Origin of the sequence: Burkholderia sp. PR2 (genome assembly GCF_052372875.1) — a bacterium.
Lineage (GTDB): Bacteria > Pseudomonadota > Gammaproteobacteria > Burkholderiales > Burkholderiaceae > Burkholderia > Burkholderia diffusa.
This window is the reverse complement of record NZ_JBQRWH010000003.1, coordinates 123,120-140,742: the sequence shown is the minus strand read 5'-3', so window position 1 is coordinate 140,742 and position 17,623 is coordinate 123,120. Positions and strand designations below refer to the sequence as shown.

Below are 17,623 nucleotides of genomic sequence, written 5' to 3'. Positions count from 1 at the left end.
AAAAAGGGCGTCTTGAGACTACTTATCTCCGAAATTCCCCTCATCGATGAGCATGTGACAGTAGGCGTCAGAGGCGTCGCGGGCCAGGTCCTCGGAGATGAATGTGCCAGGTACATTCATCTCCGAAATCACGGTTTCGGAGATGCCGTTCCAACGACGCCGAAGAACATCAATTGTGCCGCGCCACTGGCCATCCTGGTTGAAATTTACAGAAACTCGATAGAAGTAGCCGCGATATGGCTTGAATCTGTCCAGGTCCATTGCTCACTCCCTATCACGCAGTGATCATCGTAGCACGCGACGGAGACTCGGATTGAGGAGGCTGCAGAAGGGATATTGGAAGTGACCCGGAAAACTGGAGGTCGTTCGACTTGTGCTTCCGGCGGGTAAGCGTATTCCCGAGTGCCGAGTGCCCGGAGAGATAATCGTGCTGTGTCTCAAAGGCATCGTCAAATTTGGCGTAGGCGCAGGAGCGCAACTTATGCGTCGCGGCCATCCGCAACTGGTCAACGTGTTGGTCGACGCGGCCAAGCGTGGCGTTGACGTCCGAATTATCCTGCCCGGCCGCTCCGACTCGGCATTGGCACTCTTTTGCCTTGCTTCCAACACATCAACCGCGGCTTCGTTTCTTTCGTTCCCGTGGCTCGGCGCCTGTTTCCACGGGAGTGAACGGCGCCTGGAAGCGACTGATCAGGAAATCGATAAATGCGCGCGCCCGGGCCGTCTGGTTTTTTTGCCTAGGGTAATAGACAAACAGGTCGGCGGATGGAAGAGCAGTGTTAGGCAGCACGAGTTGGAGACGCCCGCTCTGCACATACTTGGCTAGGTCCCATTCCGACCGTATCAGAATCCCGTGTCCTTCAAGCGCCCAGCGAAGCACGATGTCGCCATCGTTGCTCGACAACGCCCCCTTTACTTTAATGGCCTCTGTGTGATCGTTCACGATATAACGCCAGACACCGTACGCGTCGTCGTTCTGGCGGTGAATGATGCAACGATGTTGGGCCAGATCTTCGACGCGCTCTGGTGTGCCGTACTTCTCTAAGTATTTTGGTGAGGCACAGAGGAAGCGGCGATTGCTCATGATCCTTCGCGCGCTCAAGCGAGTGTCTGGGAGCTCGCCGAATCTTATCGCCATATCGAACGCGCCTTCAACGAGGTCGACTGGACGATCGGTGACCTCAAACTGGATCTCAACGCTGGGAAAGCGTTTTGCGAATTCTGAGACCAACGGTGCGATCGTTGTTCGGCCGAAGCCGAGCGTCGCGTTAATGCGCAAAAGCCCCTGAGGTTCACCTTTCGTTCCCGCGATCGCTTCCTCCATTTCCCGCACCTGCCCGACTATCTGCGTGGCATAGCGGAGATAGGTTTCGCCTTCAGGCGTCAGACTCACGCTCCGAGTAGTTCGATTTACCAAACGTACGCCGAGCCGCTGTTCGATGACGCCAAGCCGCTTCGTCGCAGCCGGCGGGGACAGATCAAGAGCGCGCGCGGCGCCTGACATGCTTCTCAGTTTCGCCAGAAGAATAAAAAATTCGAAGTCGGTAGCAGTCTGTGTCTCGGTATTCACTGGAATTGAAAAGTGATGTGAACAGAAGTGAATTTTAGCAGCGTTTTTCGCGGTTAAGCTACGTCCCATGTTGCAGCCAATGTGTTGCAACAACCTCGTAAAGCTCTGGAGACCTAGCCGTGAGAATCGTTGAAATCCGCGAAAAGACCGTTCCGATCAGTTCCCCGATCCGAAATGCCTATATTGACTTCAGCAAGATGACGCTGAGCCTCGTTGCCGTCATTACGGACGTGATCCGTGACGGCAAGCCGGTGGTCGGCTACGGCTTCAACTCCAACGGCCGGTACGGTCAGGGCAAGCTGATGCGCGAGCGCTTCATTCCTCGGATTCTCGAAGCCGACTCCGCCTCACTGGTCAACGATGCGGGTGACAACCTTGATCCGCATAAGATCTGGGCGACGATGTTCACCAACGAGAAGCCCGGTGGTCACGGTGAGCGTTCGGTCGCGATCGGTACGATCGACATGGCAATCTGGGATGCCGTAGCGAAGATCGAAGGCAAGCCGCTCTTCCAGTTGCTGGCAGACCGGTACGGCAATGGCCAACCGGACCGCGAGATTTTCGTGTACGCGGCAGGCGGCTATTACTATCCGGGCCAGGACCACGAGAAGCTGAAAGACGAGATGCGCAGCTATATCGACCGTGGCTACACCGTTGTGAAGAAGAAAATCGGTGGTGCGTCGCTTGATGAAGACCTTCGCCGCATCGACTCGATCCTCAGCGTGCTGCAAGACGGCCAGAAGCTTGCCGTCGATGCGAACGGTCGCTTCGATCTGGACACCGCGATTCAGTACGCGAAGGCTCTGTCGCAATATGACCTGTTCTGGTACGAGGAGCCGGGCGATCCGCTCGACTTCGAACTGCAAGCCACGCTGCGCAATTACTACCACAAGCCGATGGCGACGGGCGAAGACTTGTTCTCGATGCAAGACGCGCGCAACTTGATCCGTTATGGTGGCATGCGTCCCGACCGCGACTGGCTGCAATTCGACTGCGCGCTGAGCTACGGCCTAGTGGAATACTTGCGCACGTTGGACATGTTGCGTGAGCACGGCTGGTCGCCGAGCCGCTGCATTCCCCACGGCGGTCACCAGATGTCGCTGAACATCGCCGCTGGCCTCGGCTTGGGCGGAAACGAGTCCTATCCGGATCTGTTCCAGCCGTACGGCGGCTTCCCCGATGGGGTCAAGGTCGAAAACGGCTACATCACGATGCCGGAACTTCCGGGTATCGGCTTCGAGGGCAAATCGGATCTCATCGCCGAGATGCGCAAGCTTTCGGCATAAACCTTCAGCAGCAGAAACGCACCGACGATTTTCGTCGGTGCGGCGCCTATAAAAAACCAACGCAGGCGACACCCGGGCGTGCCTTCCACCGCGGAAATACTCCGCCGTTGGCGGTCGTCCAAACTCTACAAAAAGACGCCAGTCATAGGAGACAGACATGCTGGTATCAAAAGTTAGGAAGACGCTCTCGAAGCTCTATGTGCAGGTTCTTATCGGTATCATCGCCGGTATCCTGCTGGGCCACTTTTATCCGGACCTTGGTTCTCAACTTAAGCCCCTTGGAGACTTGTTCATCAAGTTAATCCGAATGCTGCTTGCACCGATCATCTTCGCGTCGGTGGTTGTTGGCATTGCGCGCATGAATGATCTTCACCAAGCGGGTCGTGTTGGAGTTAAGGCGGTGTTGTACTTCGAGGTCGCATCGACGATTGCGCTCCTCGTTGGAATGATCGTCGTGAATGTCGTCAAACCAGGCAGCGGCATGAACGTCGATCCGTCGCATATCGACGGATCTGCGATTTCAACCTATACGACTGTAGCGAAGCAACATGGCATGCTCGAGTTTTTCATGAGCATCGTTCCGAACAGCATTGTTGGCGCGTTCGCCAACGGCGAGATGCTACCGATCATTTTCTTCTCGGTGCTGCTCGCCATTTCTCTCGCCAAGCTGGGACCTCGGACTACGCCGTTCGTAGACATGCTCGATATGTTCCTTCAGGGCATGTTCGGTGTTGTACGGATCGTTATGTACGTCGCGCCTATCGGTGCGTTCGGTGGCATGGCCTTCACCATCGCGAAATATGGTATCGGCACGTTGGCTTCCTTCGGCGAGTTGATGTTGTGCCTGTATCTGACGTCGATCTTCTTTGTGGTTGCGGTCCTTGGCCTCGTAATGCGGATGTGCGGACTGTCGCTCTTTAAGTACCTGCGCTACATCAAGGACGAGATCCTGATTACGCTCGGCACGGCCTCCACGGAAGCGGTACTTCCGCAGATGCTGATCAAAATGGAACGGATGGGCTGCTCCCGACCAGTTGTCGGGATGGTGTTGCCTACCGGATACACCTTCAATGCTGACGGGACCGCGATATATCTGACGATGGCGGCTTTGTTCATTGCGCAGGCGATGAATGTGCATCTGACGATCTGGGACCAGTTGCTCGTGCTCGGCGTGCTGCTGCTCACGTCGAAAGGCTCGGCGGGAGTCGCGGGTGCCGGATTCGTTGCGCTGGCCGCGACGCTTGCGTCGATGCACAAGATTCCGGTCGAGGGTTTGGTCCTGCTTCTTGGCGTCGATCGTTTTCTCAATGAAGCTCGGGCCGTGACGAACTTGATCGGCAATGGTGTCGCAACGGTAGTGGTCGCGCGCTGGGAAGGACAGCTCGACATGAACACGGCGCGTGCGGTGCTGAATCGCACGAACGTTGACGAACTCGAAGAGCTGCAGCCGATCGACCAACATGTCATCGGCTCCGCCTCTACGGTCGATGGGTCCATCCGCTCGAACGCTCATTGAGCCTCCAAGCCTCCAGAACACCACTTTTGTCAAATTGGCAGGAGCCCTCGGGCAACTGCCGACTTCTCTTTAGAGCATTCCCGAAATGACCACGCAAACGGACAAAGGAGGCTTTCGCCAAGCCGCGCTCAACTTGGAGTTCCCAGGCGGTTACCCCTGCGTTTATGCGGCCGGTCTGGCTTATCGATTCAGCCGGTGCTTGGGCATGTGCCCTGAGAGGTCAGTTCAAAAACCCCGAGAGGGGCTGTTTACTTCCTCGGCGAGCTGTTAACCTTGGGCACCAGAACAACGGAAGCCCAAGGATGGAAGCGCCGATCATTGACGACGAACTGTGGATACTGATCGAACCATTGTTGCCACCCGTGACGCCTCGTGCGAAGAGCGATCCTGGTCGTCCGCGCGTGTCCGATCGTGCGGCGCTCAACGGCATCCTGTTCGTGTTCAAAACGGGAATGCGCTGGAACCACTTGCCGACTCGGCTGGGCTTCGGCTCCGGCGCAACTTGCTGGCGGCGACTGGGCGACTGGCAAAAGGCTGGTGTATGGGACCAACTGCACGAGTTGCTGCTCGACAAGTTGCGTGCGGCCGGCCAAATCGATCTGTCATACGCTGCGGTCGATTCATCGTCCGTGCGCGCCGTTGGGGCGGGCGAAAAACTGGCCCGAACCCCACGGATCGCGCGCGACCGGGTTCCAAGCACCACATCCTCGTAGACGCCAACGGCGTCCCCGTCGCCGCCATCCTGACTGGCGCAAACGCCAACGACGTCACGCAGCTGCTGCCGCTCGTTGATGCGATTCCACCAATTCGCGGTGTCCGTGGCCGACCGCTTCAGAAGCCCGGCGTCGTCTACGCCGATCGCGGCTACGATTCCACCCGACACCGTCGCGCGTTGCGCGAGCGCGGTATCAAACCCGTGATCGCGAAGCGCCGGACCGAACATGGCAGCGGTCTCGGCAAGTATCGTTGGGTGGTCGAACGTACGCACTCCTGGCTCCACAATTTCCGTCGCCTACGCACGCGCTTCGAGCGACGTGCTTACATTCACGAAGCATTTCTGAAACTTGGCTGCTCGCTCGTCTGCTGGAACATCTTCAGGCGAGCTGAGCAGGGTTTTTGAACTGGCCTCTTAAGGACGACGCCACCTCGAACGGACGGCGGCACCTCGTTACGACTCGCTCACCTTTAGCAGGTGGAGCGACCAAAAAGCCAGCACTGCCCCCATGAGAAAGACCGCGATACAAACACGCGGGTCATTCACCATGAGGCCATCGACGAAAGCCAACGCGCTCAGGAACGGTTTGAGCGTGTAGTCCTTCACTCCCTTTCGCACATGCGGCATGTACTTCCATTCGGCGCCCGTGGTCACCGCACGCACCAACCGCTCAACTCCACAGAAGAGCGAGCCAACCGCGACCGCGCCGAACCAGAGCGGAATCCATTTCGTTCCACCATCCCACCACGTCACGTAACGATAGACAGGCTCGTTCTTCAACACGGCAGCCACCTCCGGATGGCTCCCGATGGCAGCCAGCAGCGAGCCAAAGAGAAACATCGGGAAGACACCGTACAGCAGCACCACCAGCGCTCCCGCGGCCGATTTGGCATCGCGGTCAAACAACTTCTTGAACATCGAAATACTCCTGTATAGGCATCGTCCAGTTTTCAGGATCGACATTGAAATAAACCGTTCCCCATAAGGGGAACGGCATGTTTAGGCATCAGCTTTAGCCGTTGGGCGCTTGCGTGCCCGTGGCTTCTTCTGGGGAGGCGCGTCGTAGCCAAAGCGCGCCCATGCAGCAGGATCAATCGGTATCGGGCTTGTGCGGCCCGATTCCAGGTTCACGAAGGTGCCCGAGTACTTCAGCGAGCCCGTCCGGTATAGCGTCCAGAGCAGGTTGTAGGCCTGTACCGAAATCACCTGGTTGATGACCAACGACTGCTTGCGCAGCGCGTCGGCCATCGAGCACGACGGCGTCTCGTCGCCCTTGTCGTTCCGAGCGTTCAGCAAGTCCGGAAATAAATCACCGACGTGGGGCAACCTATCGTGCCGAGCCTTGCCGAACTCCCCGAGAATGACCTGACCACGATCCGTCTCGTTGCCGCAGTCCAGGTAGTAGCGACAACTCCCTCGCTTCGCTGCCTGCACAATGGCGTGCCGCGCGCGACGTGAGTCGACGCAACCCACCACGATGTCGGCGACGATCCGCACCGACGAATCGACACGCCGCGGCTCCGCAACCCAGTTGGTCCCCATCAGGTTGTTGAGCCGATTCACGAGCAGCAGCGCCTTGTAATGGCCGACGTCATTGGGATAGAACCCCTGCCGCCCGACATTTGTCTCACTGACCGTGTCGTCGTCGTACACCGTGCACTCGATCCCGCCAGGGTGGCCGAGCTCGATCATGGCGTGATGCAGCCGCGCGAGACTGGGAAGAAATGCGCTGCCGGTCCCGCCGGCGCCGACCACCACGACACGCCACGGCCGGCGGATCATGTCGGCCGGAATACTGTGAGTGATCGCCTCGCTCATCACATCACCTCCATCGTCAACGCGGCCGCCCACGACTCGGGCACGCGTTCGAACTTCTCGAAGATCCCCTTCGCGCAAAGCCGCAGCGCGACGGACGGCGTACGATCGCAATGGCCCAGCACGAGCGCAAACTTCACGTCATGCTGGTCATCCTTGTTGTCCGTGCGCGAGAAGAACGCGGGGCCCGTGCCATGGGAATGGCAATCCACCACCAGCCATTCGCCGTCTGCAAGTCGCGGCCGCTCATAGACCAGATGCCCCGGCCCGTGCGACAGCGAAGGCAACGCAACGATGCGGAACGCAAAGGTCACGCTGTTCCAGACAATCCACGCGCCGACCTCGTTTGGCACCGCCGCCCGAGCCATCGCATGAAACTCCGCGACGAGCGCGGCCGGAATCTGCCCGCACAAGAGCGCCGTCGTCTCTTCGACCTTCCCGTACGGGACAGCTGTCGAGACTTCGTACTGCGCGATGCGACGCACCGCGCTCAGCCAGGGGCGCAGGACTTCCAGATAGACGCCGTCCGATGCGATGAGCAGGCGCTCACCCGAACGCGTCATCGGGACAACGGCCTCCCGCGACGGAACCATCACCGACGGGAACGACTGCTGGAGAACGGTATCGAGCGGATTCATGCCCCCCTCCCGACTTGGCCGTTCACCAGCTGCTCGAGCGTCCGTTTCATAGGCACCAGCGCGTTGAGCGGAAACGTCTCGCCGAACTTGCCGTCGAGCATGTCGCGCCAGAACGCGTACTCGCCGTCCTTGTATTCGATCCGTTTGCCGCCGGCGTTCGGATGCGTGAAGGCCGAATCGAAGAACCCGGCTTCCCACCCATCGATTGACGCCACATCCACACGCTTCGGCACTTGCGCACTGCCGATGCAGATCCGCCCCATGTCCCACGTGTTGAAGTACGGAGGTTCGAACAACGGCGTCTCGCGAACGGGGCGACCGCTGCATGCCACCGCGAACACGCGAAAGCCCTGATTCGAGGCCTGGAACACCAGCCCCGGATGCGGCACCACGGCGCTTCGCTTGCCAAGGTTCTCGCATTCGAAGAACACCCGGCGCATCGCTGGCGGACACCACCACGTGACTGCATCAGGCGAGACCCCGAGCACCGTCGGCGGCAAAAACTCCGCCCGCGGTGCGACGTGCTCGGCGAGCTTCAGAAGCGTTTGAACAAGTACCTTCCGGTCAAGCGGCCGACCGGCACCAATGATGGGCCGGCCGCTTTGGCGGTCAGCGATGACAGCGTGGGCTGTCGCAAAATGCGCACCGTCCTTGCCTGTATAGAGCAACAGCGCTTGCGACAATGCGACATCAGAACCGGTTCGACCGGCAGAGATACCAGACATATGAAAACTCCTTTAAATGGGATCACTGACAAGCGAAAGAAGCCGGTCGAGATGAGTAAGAATTCGAAACGCCAACGCGAGGTCGGCGTACTGACGGCGGATAGCCTTCGGGGTGGCCGCCAGCCGGGAGAACCCGCTGTAGGTCGTCGCATCCCCGCATTGAGCGGCACCGTCAAAGTGATGGTCGAGAAGGTCGCCAACAAACTCGTTGTCCTCGACGATCACCGAGCAAATGCCATAGACAGGATTGGTGTCGTAGCTCACGTGAAACAGATCTCGCGTTCGGCTACGGCGCATCAGCGCGCGAAGGTTGAGGACCTCGGTGCATACGCGCCGAGGCATGCCCCTGCTGCGAGCGCGAAGCCGCACCAGCTCCGGGTACGTCAAGACGCGTCGATCGCGCCACTTACCGCCGCTAAACACACACGGATCAGCGTCGTCCGGACAAAGCTGTGGCCGAACGACCGACGGCAGATACGCAGAACGGGTTTCCGTGTCGTCCTCGAAGCGTTCCTTCAGCGCTTCGTCCGCATCCTTGTCTGAAGCGTTCGGATCGCCGTCCCAGTACCAGCACGAAAATTCGTACATGAACCAGTCTGGCAGGCGGATGAACATCGTCCGAGCCGATGCGCGACACAACGCGGCCATCACCGTCCGGAAGAGCAACGGGTGGACCGACCGCAGTGTCTCGATCGCCCCCTCAAGGGAGTACACCCACTCATCTTCAAGGCCGAACCCGAAAAACAGCGGCGTCGGATCTTCATCGTTGTTCCCGTTACCGAGGCCATCGAGCACATCGCGAACCGCATGCGCATCGAACAGATGAGGCGTGAATCGGAGCCGGGAAAACCGCCCATACTGGCGTTGCGTCCACGCATGAAACGCCTGCTGGAACGCGTCGCCGGCGTCGGCCGGATCGTGAACGTCGCCCGCTCGCAGCGGCCCGTACTGGAAATGCTTCAGGACCAGATCCGACAGGTGCACGTCTTCGCGCCACTTCAACCGCACCACCCCCGGCACCTCCGTCGAGAACGACGGAAGCGTCAGAAGATCAGCGGCAGGTCGACGTCGGGCAGCGGAAGCGCGTGGCGGTTGCCAGGTCGCGGCCGAGCCAGCTGCGACGCTTGAATCAGGGAGTGCAGGATCGAAGAACATTTCCGCATTTCCTCGTCATATAAAAAAACCGGCCTTTCGGCCGGTTCCTGTTGGTTGAAGCCACCATCCGGATCGGACAGGGCCTTGAGCAGAGCGTCCTTACGCATGGGCGCCTTTGGCGCCTGCCGCGCGAACGAACGTGTAGGACATGACCTCACCCTTGATTTGCGGGCCGTCGACGGCGGCCGTCGTCAGCTCCGGGTACTGGGCGGTGTACAGATCCCGCACCTGATCGGGCGAGAACGCCGCGCCGGGATCCATCAAGGCCATGCCGTTGTAGAGGAATTCACGAACAACCGCTGCGATGCTGATCGACATGACATATCTCCTTAATCGAGCAAGGACGCGAGATCGGTGCCGGCCGGCTTCGACTCGGCATCGGAGGCCTGCGGCGCCGACGGTGTCGGCTGAGTACCGTCGTCGTTGTCGTCGTCCTCATCTTGCGGGCCGCTTGCTGCGCCGGCCGCCGGCACCTTCGAACCCTTGGTCAGGGCCTTCTGCGCCTTCGTCACCTGCGTAGCCTTCTGCTCGTCCAGGATCGCGTTCGTTGCCGCTACCTGCTCCTCGAGCGACTTGTGCGCCGCCGAGTAGGAGGTGACCGCCGCGGCGAACCCTTCATCCAGCTCCGCAGCCGTCGCCTTCAGAATGAGCGGTTGACGCAGCGTGGCGTCCTTCCCGCCTTGCGGCGTCAGGAACACCACAATGTTGTCGCCGTCCATCGCGAGTGACAGCGTCAACTTACCAGCCGAACGAATCAGCCGTTCAAGTGCTTGAAACATGAAAATCTCCGGAAAATGAAAAAGCGCCGCACGATGGCGGCGCAAATGAAGGACGGGAACGGCGCACGGCCGCCCCGTATGTCAGAACTTGAGAACCTTCGGGATCTTGCCGGCGTACTCGAAACCGCTGACGTTAAGCAGCGCCTCGATCACTTCCGACTTCGACTTCGAGAACACCTTCTTGAAGTCGTCGCCCATCGCGTTGCGCAGCCCGATTTCGTCGGCCACGACCATCATCTCGGCCTTGGTCAACAGTTCGAGGAAGTTCTTGTCGAGCTTCCAGTGCTTCGTCAGATCCAGCTTGTGTTGCTTGCAAAGCTGCGTCAGGTAGGACACCTCGAGACCTTCGATCGCGGAAAGCAGCATGCCGGTCACGAGATCCGCCTGTTGCTGCTCGCTCGTCGCTTGCACCAGATCGACCGCCTTCGGAAGATCGCCAGACGGCACCTTCTCCTCGGTCATCTTCTCGAACACGAGCCGGAAGGTGTCGTCCTTGATCTGCCGGGCGTATCCGGCCAGGACAATCGCGATCAGGTACTGACGTGCGAGCACGCCGTTCGTCCCGATATCGCGGCGAAGTGCCTTGCGCCAGACGGCGACACGGTATTGCTTCACCTTGTCGGATTCCGCAACGACCGTGACGGCTGCCGGCTCGGACTTGGAACCGCCCGCCTTCGCGGCGCCCTTGCCGGTCGCGGCCCCCGCATTCGCGGTTGCCGCAGGCTGCGTCGCCGCCTTCACCGCTTGAATCCGTGCCGCAACCTTCTTCATGTTGCACACGGTATCAAAGCACTGACCGCGAAACACCTTGCCGATGGAATCAGGCAACGCGCTCACCGCAGCACCATAGTTCTGGCACGAGTGACAGGCCTTCGCCTGGTCTTCGCCCACGCCGTTGGGACCGTCGACCGCAATTTGCACACGGGTGTGGTTGTCGCCTGGTCGCACGATCCGAACGAGCGGATACTCGTCGCGAACGCCGGTGGCGATCACTTCGAGTTGTTTCTCGGTCTTTTCGTTGTAGCAACCGCGGTTGGTGCAGTTGCCATCCGCGATCGACTCGCCAAACAGTGCAGACTGCGTGGACGAGTTGTGCGGACAGCTGGTGCACTCTTCCTTGTCGAAGATCGCCGCGTTTAGCGAGCACGACACGGACTCGACCAGCTTCTTCACATCGGCCACCGACCGCTTCTCAGCGACGATGACGGGCAACACCTTGTCCTGACTTTCTTTCGAAATTGCTGCGAGCAGCTCGGCGTGGCCGAGATTGATCTTCCGCGTATTGAGCGCTTCCAGCACACTCGCGCTGCAGTTCATGAGAGCGAGCCGGCTGTTGAGCGTCGGAAGGCTCCAGCCGATGCGACGGGCGGCATCTTCCCGGTCACCCTTGCAGCGGCCGACCATCTTGGCCGCGGCGACCGCCTCTTCGCCAGGTGACATGTCCGCACGCTGGATGTTTTCCACCAGCGCGATTTCCTCGGCCTCGATCTCGTCGACGTACTTGATCGACACCGGCATGTCATAGGTCTCGCCGTGAACGTCCATCGCGGCTTTGTACCTGCGTCCGCCGGCGATCAGCTGAAACGTATCGTCGTCGAGCGGACGCACGAGCACGGGTGTATCGACGCCGCGCGCGCGGATGGACGCTCGCATCTCGTCCATCTCGGCGTCATCGAAGTAGGTTCGAGGGTTCGGACCGAGGACGATGCGACCGAGCGGAACGGTGGGTTGTTGAAGGTTGGCGTGTTGCATGACAGGTTCTCCAGAGTGGGAACCTGCCCCCTGTCGGGAGTGGTTCCCGATGGGGTTGATAGGCAATGAATTGCCGGCGGGGCCGGCGGGTCGATGCGTCAGTGACGCGTTGGATGGGACAACGATACCGCTCGAAATTTACGCCGGAGACGAGAAAGCCCGGAATTTCGGCTCAGCTTTCAAAAAAAGGCCCGAGCACCAGGATCGGGCTGGGTTCAAGAGATGGCCGCTAGAACAACGTCATCTGGTCGATCGCCGCAAAGATCGCGGTGGGACTCGTCTGCTCGACAGCGTCCTCGAACAGGTCGAAGATCGTCCGTCGGTCATACGTGCGTGCTGCGATCGCTTCCGGCTCCGCGACGGCAACATCGTTGTCATCGCCAACCAGTGGCCACGACGCGGCGGAATCGAGTGCCTCAACATCTGTCGGCTGAGGCTCGCGCGCATCTTCAGTCGGCGGAGTGACCGCCGCGGGCGCCTCGATGGCGAGCGCCGCTTCGGCCAGCTCGCGCTCGCGTCGACGCAGTTTCCATCGCCAGCCGCCCATGATGTGAGCCGGCGTATACCAAACGCCCCATACCTCGCCGGTTAGCGTGTTACCGTGCACGATGATCGCGGGGATATGCAGCAACGACAACTGCAGATAGGTCATGTGTACGCAGACCGGGTCGATGTCGACGCAGGTCGCATGCATCGTCTGCTGATAGTTGTGACCCGCGGCCGCGAGCGACTCGGCCGTCGCGATGACCATACCGCCGGCACCGCACGCCGGTTCCTGCATCCGCACGAATCCGTACTGCTGAATGTGCGGCTGACCGTCGCCGGTCGTCAGCATGGCCATCAGGCGCGACACGTGATACGGAGTGAAGAACTGCCCGGCCCGGGCGTTCCCCAGCTCCAGCATCATGTAGGTCTCGCCGAGAACGTCCGTCATTCCGTCAAAGACGGGTACCGAATCCGCTCCAGCTTTCTCCCACACTTGCATCCGATGCTCGAAGGACATCGTCAGCGCGCCAAGCATGCGGGGAAACCGCTCGACGTCGTCACGCTCGTACTTACCGACGATTTCCAGGTAACGCTTCTCGCGCGCCTCGAACTGCGTGCGATCGACGCTGTTGCTGATCGACAGCGCCGCCAACTCGACGAAGTCGGCAAACACCGTATGCGTGTGCTGGCTGTACGAGAAAGCCTTGACCATTTGCACAAACTCGCGCTGATACGGGTCCGCGGTCTGGTCGTGCTTGCGTTCTGCGCTCTTGCGGCTCATGCAAGCACCTCGCAGGCGCAGATATGCAGATGGGACATGATGCTCTCCAGGATGAACGGGAGAGCACACCCGACGGGAGTGGTCCCGTCTGGGTGATATGGAAGGCCGCCGGCGGCGGATTCGTTCGATGCGTCAATGACGCGGTAGGTGGAAGGATCGTATCGCGTGTTCGCCCGTCACTGGCCGGGCAATGGGCGGGATATCGCACGCGCTTTTGCCAACCGCGCGTGGGGCAACGCGAGCAAGATACTCACAATTTCCCTGAACAACGTTGTGGAAAAGTCCCGGACGACCGCGCTGGGCATGACGGAGAGCCGCCTGCACATTTTTTAGGCAAACGCCATCCAGCTCAACCGGTTGATGGGGCAAACCCAGAAAGCTCGAGAAAAACGTATAGCTTTTGCAGCTTCAGCGCCCGCCTATGACGGTACCGAGAAAGCTGACCGAATTGATGAGGCTTTCCGACTGAGCCCGTGGTGGCCACTGATCACAATCGAACTGGCAACCAGTTGCCTCAACGTTTCGTTCCGAGCAGTAACCATATTCCGATAGCCCGGCTGATCTTCGCGCCAGCCGGCTTGCCTTCGGGAACCTCCAATCCGAGCCCTTAACCATCATGCAACGTCTTGTTCCAATCACAATCATCGTCATGCTAATCGCAGACCTTGTCATGGTATTCACTCGGCTCAGCGCCTACACCAGGATGATTTGCGGATGCGCACTGGCAGGAGTGTTCGCCTGCGGGTGGGCGATCGGGGAAATTCTTCGACTCATTGGACATTGGCGCGACCAACGCGACGCCAATGAGAAAATGCTCATGGAGCAGCGCTTCCCTTTTTGCCACGTCACCCGCCTGTCGAGCGGCCAATGGTTTCTGACCGAGAGAGCGACCGGTCGCGAATACAACCCGTCCGAGGCGGCCAAGCGCAATGCGTGATGACCGACGTTTCCTTCGCCGGCGTGACGGTGCAGCTCGAGGATGCGCAGGAACAGCCCGCGAGTTTCGTTCGTACCGCCGACCGCGCAATGCCGTCCAGCCGCCTGAGCACCGCGCAGACGAAAAAAACCCCGCCTTGGATCCCAAGTGCGGGGCGAGGTGAGTACAACGAGGAGGAAGAAATCATTGTTCCCCCGGGTTTACGGCACGGCTCCCCCAGAGCTTGAGCATCGGAACCATCACACGTCACCCCATCATAGCTCTGCCTAGGCCACGAGCCGCTCCTGCTCGCTCAGCGCCCCGGACGATCCGCGCCAAAATGCATTCACCTGCGCAACGATCTGGGACACCGTCGCGCGCGGCGCGCGTCTGAGCTGCCGATCGTAGAGCGCCAGCAACCCGCCGATCGCCCCTGCCGAAGATTCCGTTGTCACCGCACATCGTCCAGCGATCACCGCACCCGAGTCGATTTCGTTGATCGCATCCTGCGCTGCGGCAAACGTCGCCCGGCTCTCGCTTCCGTCACCTACCCCAGCCTCCAACAGAAAGTGCGCCGCGACAAGCGCATGGGTCAGCACAGCGAGCGTATGGCGATCGCCCTGACCCGCCCGCAGCGTGCTCAGCGCGAGATAGCACTCGAGCGCGATCCCGTCACGATCCGCGGCAGGGATGGGCAGGAGATCGGACTTGGATCGGATCGCGGATTTCGGCTTCATGTAGGAGGCTCAAGCTGTTGTAATGTCCCGTGATTACGGCATCGCGCCGGGCACGCTTTAGCCGACCGGCGGCGACGAACCTTGACATTGCCCGGCCACCGGCAAGATGGATGCATGCTCAATGCCCATGGAGGCCGATATGCAAGGCAAATCACTCTTTCTCGACCGCGCAGTCTCCCGTTCACACGACTGGGCGCCGCGTTTTCCCGCCCTGTCAATGGCATGCCGCGAAGCCGGCTCGATCTCGCGCGGCCGCCAGGTGGTGGTCGCGGCCGCCGATGATGACGGCATTCGATGCACGTTCTTCACGAACCTCGGCGCGGTGCTGGAATTCAGTGCGACGTGGGCCGAGCTGGAGCGGGCGCGCACCTGGTGGCATTTTGTTCGTCAGTGGAATTTCTGGATCGTCGATCAGCCGGAATCGATGCGCCGGATTTTCCCTCGCGCGCCGAGCGACGAGCGCACCGTGACCATCATTCCGACGACCGTTACCCGACACGATACCGACGATTATCTTCGGTATCTGGAGCGCGTCGAAGCTGCCGCGCGCAGCACGGCCGTCTGGTCGCCTGCAACCGCCTGAGAGCGCATGTTGCCGAGTCGTGAATCTAATATTGGGGACAATCTCTGTTTAATTCCCCTTTGTCTGTCACACAAAAGCGGCAATAATGCGCCGGTCACGACCTTATTTTCATATTACAAATGTTGGAGCAGCTTTATCCCTGCGACCACTGCGGAGGGCGGGCCACGATCGGGCGATCGCAACGGCTGATCGATTGCCCGGAGAACCGCGCGTTTGATTTCAGCCAGTTCGGTCGGTTTGGCGGGCCGCCATGCCTGGGAGACGTGCTGCCGCGCCCGCCCGAAGCACCGCTGACCGAAAAGCTCGTCTGCATCCATTGCACCGGGTGCGGCTTGTCGACGCAGTGGGAACCGATCGGCGATGACGAGATCGCGGCCAAGACGCGCTGCGCGGAAACGTGGAACCGGCGCCTGAGCCGCCCGAAGGCGGGCGAGAACGATCTGCAAACGCTTGTCGAACGCGAGCTCGGCGCATGCGATGCGCAGTTGGTCCTCGATCTGTTGTCTCGTGCCGAGGGCGACTGGGCCACGCTCGGCCCCGTCTTCAAGATGCTCGCGCAACGCGTCGTCGACGCTGCCGTCGTGACCCTCGACACGTGGCCGATCTCCCCGGTGCTCGAAGACGCCGCGCGATACCGGAAGCTCGTCCAGCTCGCAAAGTGGGTGGAAATCGACGGGCACGACTACGTGCAGTTCCCGAAAATTCCGTCGCCTTCCGAACACATGGACTTCCTGTTCGAAGACCGGATCGCGATGGCCGTCGACGCGATGCCCGATCGGGATCGCTGGTGAAAAAAAAGCCGGCGCGAGCCGGCTTGAAAGGAGTTCTAGCCATATCCGAGGGCCGAGCTAGAACCTGAGAGACAAGTCCATCTTACAGAACGGGCCGTCGGCCCAGCGGACATAACACGCCCTATTTCACGCCTCATTTCGACGTGCATGCGATTCTGTCGAACGATGCCCTCGTCGACGCTTACTTTCGATCCTGCGCCGACGCGAGCAACCGATAGAGCGCTTGCCTTGAAATCCCGAGCGCTGCCGCTGCATGGCTTTTGTTGCCGGCGGCGGCCCGCAACGCGGCCTCAACCGCATCCACAGTCGGCAGTTGCTTGCGCATTGCCTCCTGCCGCGCGAACGTCGACAGATAGGCATTCGCCTTCGATTCGCGGCTATGCCCCGCGGCCGCCACGACGCGACGCTTCGCCTCTTCGTGCACCTGGGGATCGGGCCGCACCGACGCTCCCTTGATCGGCGCCGGGACCTCGGCGAACTGCTCGTACAGCGTCTGCAGGTATTCGTGACGCAAGCCGTGGCTCGTAATCCCGAGCCCGCTCTTCGTCACCCCATGCTTGCCGAGCACGTAGTAGTACCAGTCTCGCCACTGCTTGAGCGTGCGGCCGGCCGGAATCGTCGACCCCGATGAACCATTACTGAGCCGAGCCGCCTCCTCCAGAATCGAGATCTTCCGCTCGATCGGCACTTCACGCGGCCGGCCACCCTTCGTGCCACGCGTAACGGCCAGTGTCTGCGGATTGCGCACCGCCTCAAGCGGTCGAAGCATGAAACTCTCCTCGACCCGCAGCCCGAATGCCGCCTGCAGCTTGAGCTGCACCGCCGTGTACGGACAGGTCGCCGCGATTTCGTCGATCTTCGCTACAGCGTCCACATCATGCGCCACCCACGACTTGTCCTCAGTCGCCACATAGCTGCGCACCAGGCCCGCCGCTCGCCGGTCCACGTAATCTCCGAGCGTGCCGACCAGATTGGTCTTGCCCATCCACAGTGCGATTGCGCGCAGGTAGGTGAGCTTGTTCTCGATCCGACCACCCGACTGTCCCGCATCGACCCACCGCGTGACGAGATACTTCACGTGCTTTTCCTTCAGCGACCACGGGCTCTGCAACGCGAAGCCGCCTTCGCGCAGCTCAACGAACGCCTTGCACAGCGCAGCTGCGCGGTTTTCCTGCGTTCTGATCGAGAGCGCGCGGGTGCTGATGCGTGTGGTGCTATGGATAGCTGCGACGTGCTGATCGAAAAGCACCAGCAGCGCGTCGCGAAACTCGGGCGGCAGTCGATAGCGGGCCACAACCGCTCGAACGTTGAGGATCACTGCCATGCATTTACTCCTTGCGGCCGACGCCGCACCTTCGTTGATTCGTTGCCGCAGCGC

The 17,623-nt window shown here is 60.4% G+C and carries 20 protein-coding genes; 7 read left to right on the top strand and 13 right to left on the bottom strand.

Annotation, left to right across the window (positions count from 1 at the left end; all coding sequences use genetic code 11):
- Positions 1-18 precede the first annotated feature (18 nt).
- Both ACT2FV_RS16295 and ACT2FV_RS16290 read right to left on the bottom strand, forming a co-directional pair.
- Positions 19-261, bottom strand: coding sequence for a hypothetical protein (locus ACT2FV_RS16295; protein ID WP_444504374.1), 243 nt, complete (start codon positions 259-261; stop codon positions 19-21).
- Positions 262-610: 349 nt separating this feature from the next.
- Positions 611-1,570 carry a LysR family transcriptional regulator gene (locus ACT2FV_RS16290; RefSeq protein ID WP_444504499.1) on the bottom strand — a complete coding sequence of 320 codons (960 nt, stop codon included), beginning with the start codon at positions 1,568-1,570 and terminating at the stop codon, positions 611-613.
- 119 nt (positions 1,571-1,689) lie between these two features.
- On the opposite strand from ACT2FV_RS16290, the gene ACT2FV_RS16285 reads away from it, so the two are divergent.
- From ACT2FV_RS16285 to ACT2FV_RS16275, 3 genes are all read left to right on the top strand, one after another.
- Positions 1,690-2,856 carry a mandelate racemase/muconate lactonizing enzyme family protein gene (locus ACT2FV_RS16285; RefSeq protein ID WP_444504373.1) on the top strand — a complete coding sequence of 389 codons (1,167 nt, stop codon included), beginning with the start codon at positions 1,690-1,692 and terminating at the stop codon, positions 2,854-2,856.
- Between the two features lie 157 nt (positions 2,857-3,013).
- A complete protein-coding gene (dctA, locus tag ACT2FV_RS16280) occupies positions 3,014-4,372 on the top strand; it encodes a C4-dicarboxylate transporter DctA (protein WP_444504372.1) in 1,359 nt (452 codons plus the stop codon).
- 302 nt (positions 4,373-4,674) lie between these two features.
- Positions 4,675-5,492, top strand: a protein-coding gene (locus ACT2FV_RS16275; RefSeq protein WP_444504371.1) for an IS5 family transposase whose coding sequence is annotated in 2 segments (ribosomal slippage) — positions 4,675-5,023 and positions 5,023-5,492 — 819 coding nt in all. Because the reading frame shifts where the segments join, the coding sequence is not laid out codon by codon here.
- Positions 5,493-5,540: 48 nt separating this feature from the next.
- On the opposite strand, the gene ACT2FV_RS16270 is transcribed toward ACT2FV_RS16275, so the two are convergent.
- From ACT2FV_RS16270 to ACT2FV_RS16230, 9 genes are all read right to left on the bottom strand, one after another.
- The gene (locus tag ACT2FV_RS16270) at positions 5,541-6,005 is read right to left on the bottom strand and encodes a hypothetical protein (RefSeq protein ID WP_444504370.1); all 465 of its coding nucleotides are present in this window, start codon (positions 6,003-6,005) and stop codon (positions 5,541-5,543) included.
- An 81-nt stretch (positions 6,006-6,086) separates the two neighbouring features.
- Positions 6,087-6,905 (bottom strand): PRTRC system ThiF family protein, encoded by an 819-nt coding sequence (locus ACT2FV_RS16265; protein WP_444504369.1) that lies wholly within the window; start codon positions 6,903-6,905, stop codon positions 6,087-6,089.
- Positions 6,905-7,540: a PRTRC system protein A gene (locus ACT2FV_RS16260; protein WP_444504368.1), complete on the bottom strand. Its 636-nt coding sequence runs from the start codon at positions 7,538-7,540 to the stop codon at positions 6,905-6,907. The genes ACT2FV_RS16265 and ACT2FV_RS16260 overlap by 1 nt, the downstream gene beginning before the upstream one ends.
- The gene (locus ACT2FV_RS16255; protein WP_444504367.1) at positions 7,537-8,265 is read right to left on the bottom strand and encodes a PRTRC system protein B; all 729 of its coding nucleotides are present in this window, start codon (positions 8,263-8,265) and stop codon (positions 7,537-7,539) included. The genes ACT2FV_RS16260 and ACT2FV_RS16255 overlap by 4 nt, the downstream gene beginning before the upstream one ends.
- A 12-nt stretch (positions 8,266-8,277) precedes the next feature.
- The gene (locus ACT2FV_RS16250) at positions 8,278-9,420 is read right to left on the bottom strand and encodes a PRTRC system protein F (protein ID WP_444504366.1); all 1,143 of its coding nucleotides are present in this window, start codon (positions 9,418-9,420) and stop codon (positions 8,278-8,280) included.
- Between the two features lie 99 nt (positions 9,421-9,519).
- Positions 9,520-9,738 (bottom strand): PRTRC system protein C, encoded by a 219-nt coding sequence (locus ACT2FV_RS16245; RefSeq protein ID WP_012367187.1) that lies wholly within the window; start codon positions 9,736-9,738, stop codon positions 9,520-9,522.
- Positions 9,739-9,749: 11 nt separating this feature from the next.
- Positions 9,750-10,199 (bottom strand): PRTRC system protein E, encoded by a 450-nt coding sequence (locus ACT2FV_RS16240; RefSeq protein ID WP_444504365.1) that lies wholly within the window; start codon positions 10,197-10,199, stop codon positions 9,750-9,752.
- A gap of 81 nt (positions 10,200-10,280) precedes the next feature.
- Complete coding sequence (locus ACT2FV_RS16235; protein ID WP_444504364.1) at positions 10,281-11,951, bottom strand: PRTRC system ParB family protein; 1,671 nt, start codon at positions 11,949-11,951, stop codon at positions 10,281-10,283.
- Positions 11,952-12,180: 229 nt separating this feature from the next.
- Positions 12,181-13,218, bottom strand: coding sequence for an N-6 DNA methylase (locus ACT2FV_RS16230; protein ID WP_444504363.1), 1,038 nt, complete (start codon positions 13,216-13,218; stop codon positions 12,181-12,183).
- Between the two features lie 616 nt (positions 13,219-13,834).
- Here ACT2FV_RS16230 and ACT2FV_RS16225 point away from each other — a divergent pair.
- The gene (locus ACT2FV_RS16225) at positions 13,835-14,155 is read left to right on the top strand and encodes a hypothetical protein (RefSeq protein WP_444504362.1); all 321 of its coding nucleotides are present in this window, start codon (positions 13,835-13,837) and stop codon (positions 14,153-14,155) included.
- Positions 14,155-14,382: a hypothetical protein gene (locus ACT2FV_RS16220; protein WP_444504361.1), complete on the top strand. Its 228-nt coding sequence runs from the start codon at positions 14,155-14,157 to the stop codon at positions 14,380-14,382. The genes ACT2FV_RS16225 and ACT2FV_RS16220 overlap by 1 nt, the downstream gene beginning before the upstream one ends.
- Positions 14,383-14,421: 39 nt before the next feature.
- Here ACT2FV_RS16220 and ACT2FV_RS16215 read toward each other — a convergent pair whose 3' ends face one another.
- A complete protein-coding gene (locus ACT2FV_RS16215) occupies positions 14,422-14,871 on the bottom strand; it encodes a hypothetical protein (protein WP_325090394.1) in 450 nt (149 codons plus the stop codon).
- 139 nt (positions 14,872-15,010) lie between these two features.
- Here ACT2FV_RS16215 and ACT2FV_RS16210 point away from each other — a divergent pair, with 139 nt between their 5' ends.
- Both ACT2FV_RS16210 and ACT2FV_RS16205 read left to right on the top strand, forming a co-directional pair.
- Positions 15,011-15,454: a hypothetical protein gene (locus ACT2FV_RS16210; protein WP_444504360.1), complete on the top strand. Its 444-nt coding sequence runs from the start codon at positions 15,011-15,013 to the stop codon at positions 15,452-15,454.
- A 119-nt stretch (positions 15,455-15,573) separates the two neighbouring features.
- On the top strand, positions 15,574-16,245 hold the full coding sequence (locus ACT2FV_RS16205; protein ID WP_444504359.1) for a Lar family restriction alleviation protein: 672 nt from the start codon (positions 15,574-15,576) through the stop codon (positions 16,243-16,245).
- A gap of 181 nt (positions 16,246-16,426) precedes the next feature.
- Here ACT2FV_RS16205 and ACT2FV_RS16200 read toward each other — a convergent pair whose 3' ends face one another.
- Positions 16,427-17,569: an integrase domain-containing protein gene (locus tag ACT2FV_RS16200; protein WP_444504358.1), complete on the bottom strand. Its 1,143-nt coding sequence runs from the start codon at positions 17,567-17,569 to the stop codon at positions 16,427-16,429.
- Positions 17,570-17,623 lie beyond the last annotated feature (54 nt).

Bases quoted from the DNA above. Each gene is read 5' to 3' on its own strand.
- ACT2FV_RS16295 (WP_444504374.1), bottom strand. From the start codon at position 261: ATGGACCTGGACAGATTCAAGCCATATCGCGGCTACTTCTATCGAGTT.
- ACT2FV_RS16235 (WP_444504364.1), bottom strand. From the start codon at position 11,951: ATGCAACACGCCAACCTTCAACAACCCACCGTTCCGCTCGGTCGCATC.
- ACT2FV_RS16210 (WP_444504360.1), top strand. From the start codon at position 15,011: ATGCAAGGCAAATCACTCTTTCTCGACCGCGCAGTCTCCCGTTCACAC.
- ACT2FV_RS16220 (WP_444504361.1), top strand. From the start codon at position 14,155: ATGACCGACGTTTCCTTCGCCGGCGTGACGGTGCAGCTCGAGGATGCG.
- ACT2FV_RS16225 (WP_444504362.1), top strand. From the start codon at position 13,835: ATGCAACGTCTTGTTCCAATCACAATCATCGTCATGCTAATCGCAGAC.
- ACT2FV_RS16205 (WP_444504359.1), top strand. From the start codon at position 15,574: ATGTTGGAGCAGCTTTATCCCTGCGACCACTGCGGAGGGCGGGCCACG.
- ACT2FV_RS16265 (WP_444504369.1), bottom strand. From the start codon at position 6,905: ATGAGCGAGGCGATCACTCACAGTATTCCGGCCGACATGATCCGCCGG.
- ACT2FV_RS16245 (WP_012367187.1), bottom strand. From the start codon at position 9,738: ATGTCGATCAGCATCGCAGCGGTTGTTCGTGAATTCCTCTACAACGGC.
- dctA (WP_444504372.1), top strand. From the start codon at position 3,014: ATGCTGGTATCAAAAGTTAGGAAGACGCTCTCGAAGCTCTATGTGCAG.
- ACT2FV_RS16260 (WP_444504368.1), bottom strand. From the start codon at position 7,540: ATGAATCCGCTCGATACCGTTCTCCAGCAGTCGTTCCCGTCGGTGATG.
- ACT2FV_RS16270 (WP_444504370.1), bottom strand. From the start codon at position 6,005: ATGTTCAAGAAGTTGTTTGACCGCGATGCCAAATCGGCCGCGGGAGCG.
- ACT2FV_RS16200 (WP_444504358.1), bottom strand. From the start codon at position 17,569: ATGGCAGTGATCCTCAACGTTCGAGCGGTTGTGGCCCGCTATCGACTG.
- ACT2FV_RS16215 (WP_325090394.1), bottom strand. From the start codon at position 14,871: ATGAAGCCGAAATCCGCGATCCGATCCAAGTCCGATCTCCTGCCCATC.
- ACT2FV_RS16250 (WP_444504366.1), bottom strand. From the start codon at position 9,420: ATGTTCTTCGATCCTGCACTCCCTGATTCAAGCGTCGCAGCTGGCTCG.
- ACT2FV_RS16230 (WP_444504363.1), bottom strand. From the start codon at position 13,218: ATGAGCCGCAAGAGCGCAGAACGCAAGCACGACCAGACCGCGGACCCG.
- ACT2FV_RS16240 (WP_444504365.1), bottom strand. From the start codon at position 10,199: ATGTTTCAAGCACTTGAACGGCTGATTCGTTCGGCTGGTAAGTTGACG.
- ACT2FV_RS16255 (WP_444504367.1), bottom strand. From the start codon at position 8,265: ATGTCTGGTATCTCTGCCGGTCGAACCGGTTCTGATGTCGCATTGTCG.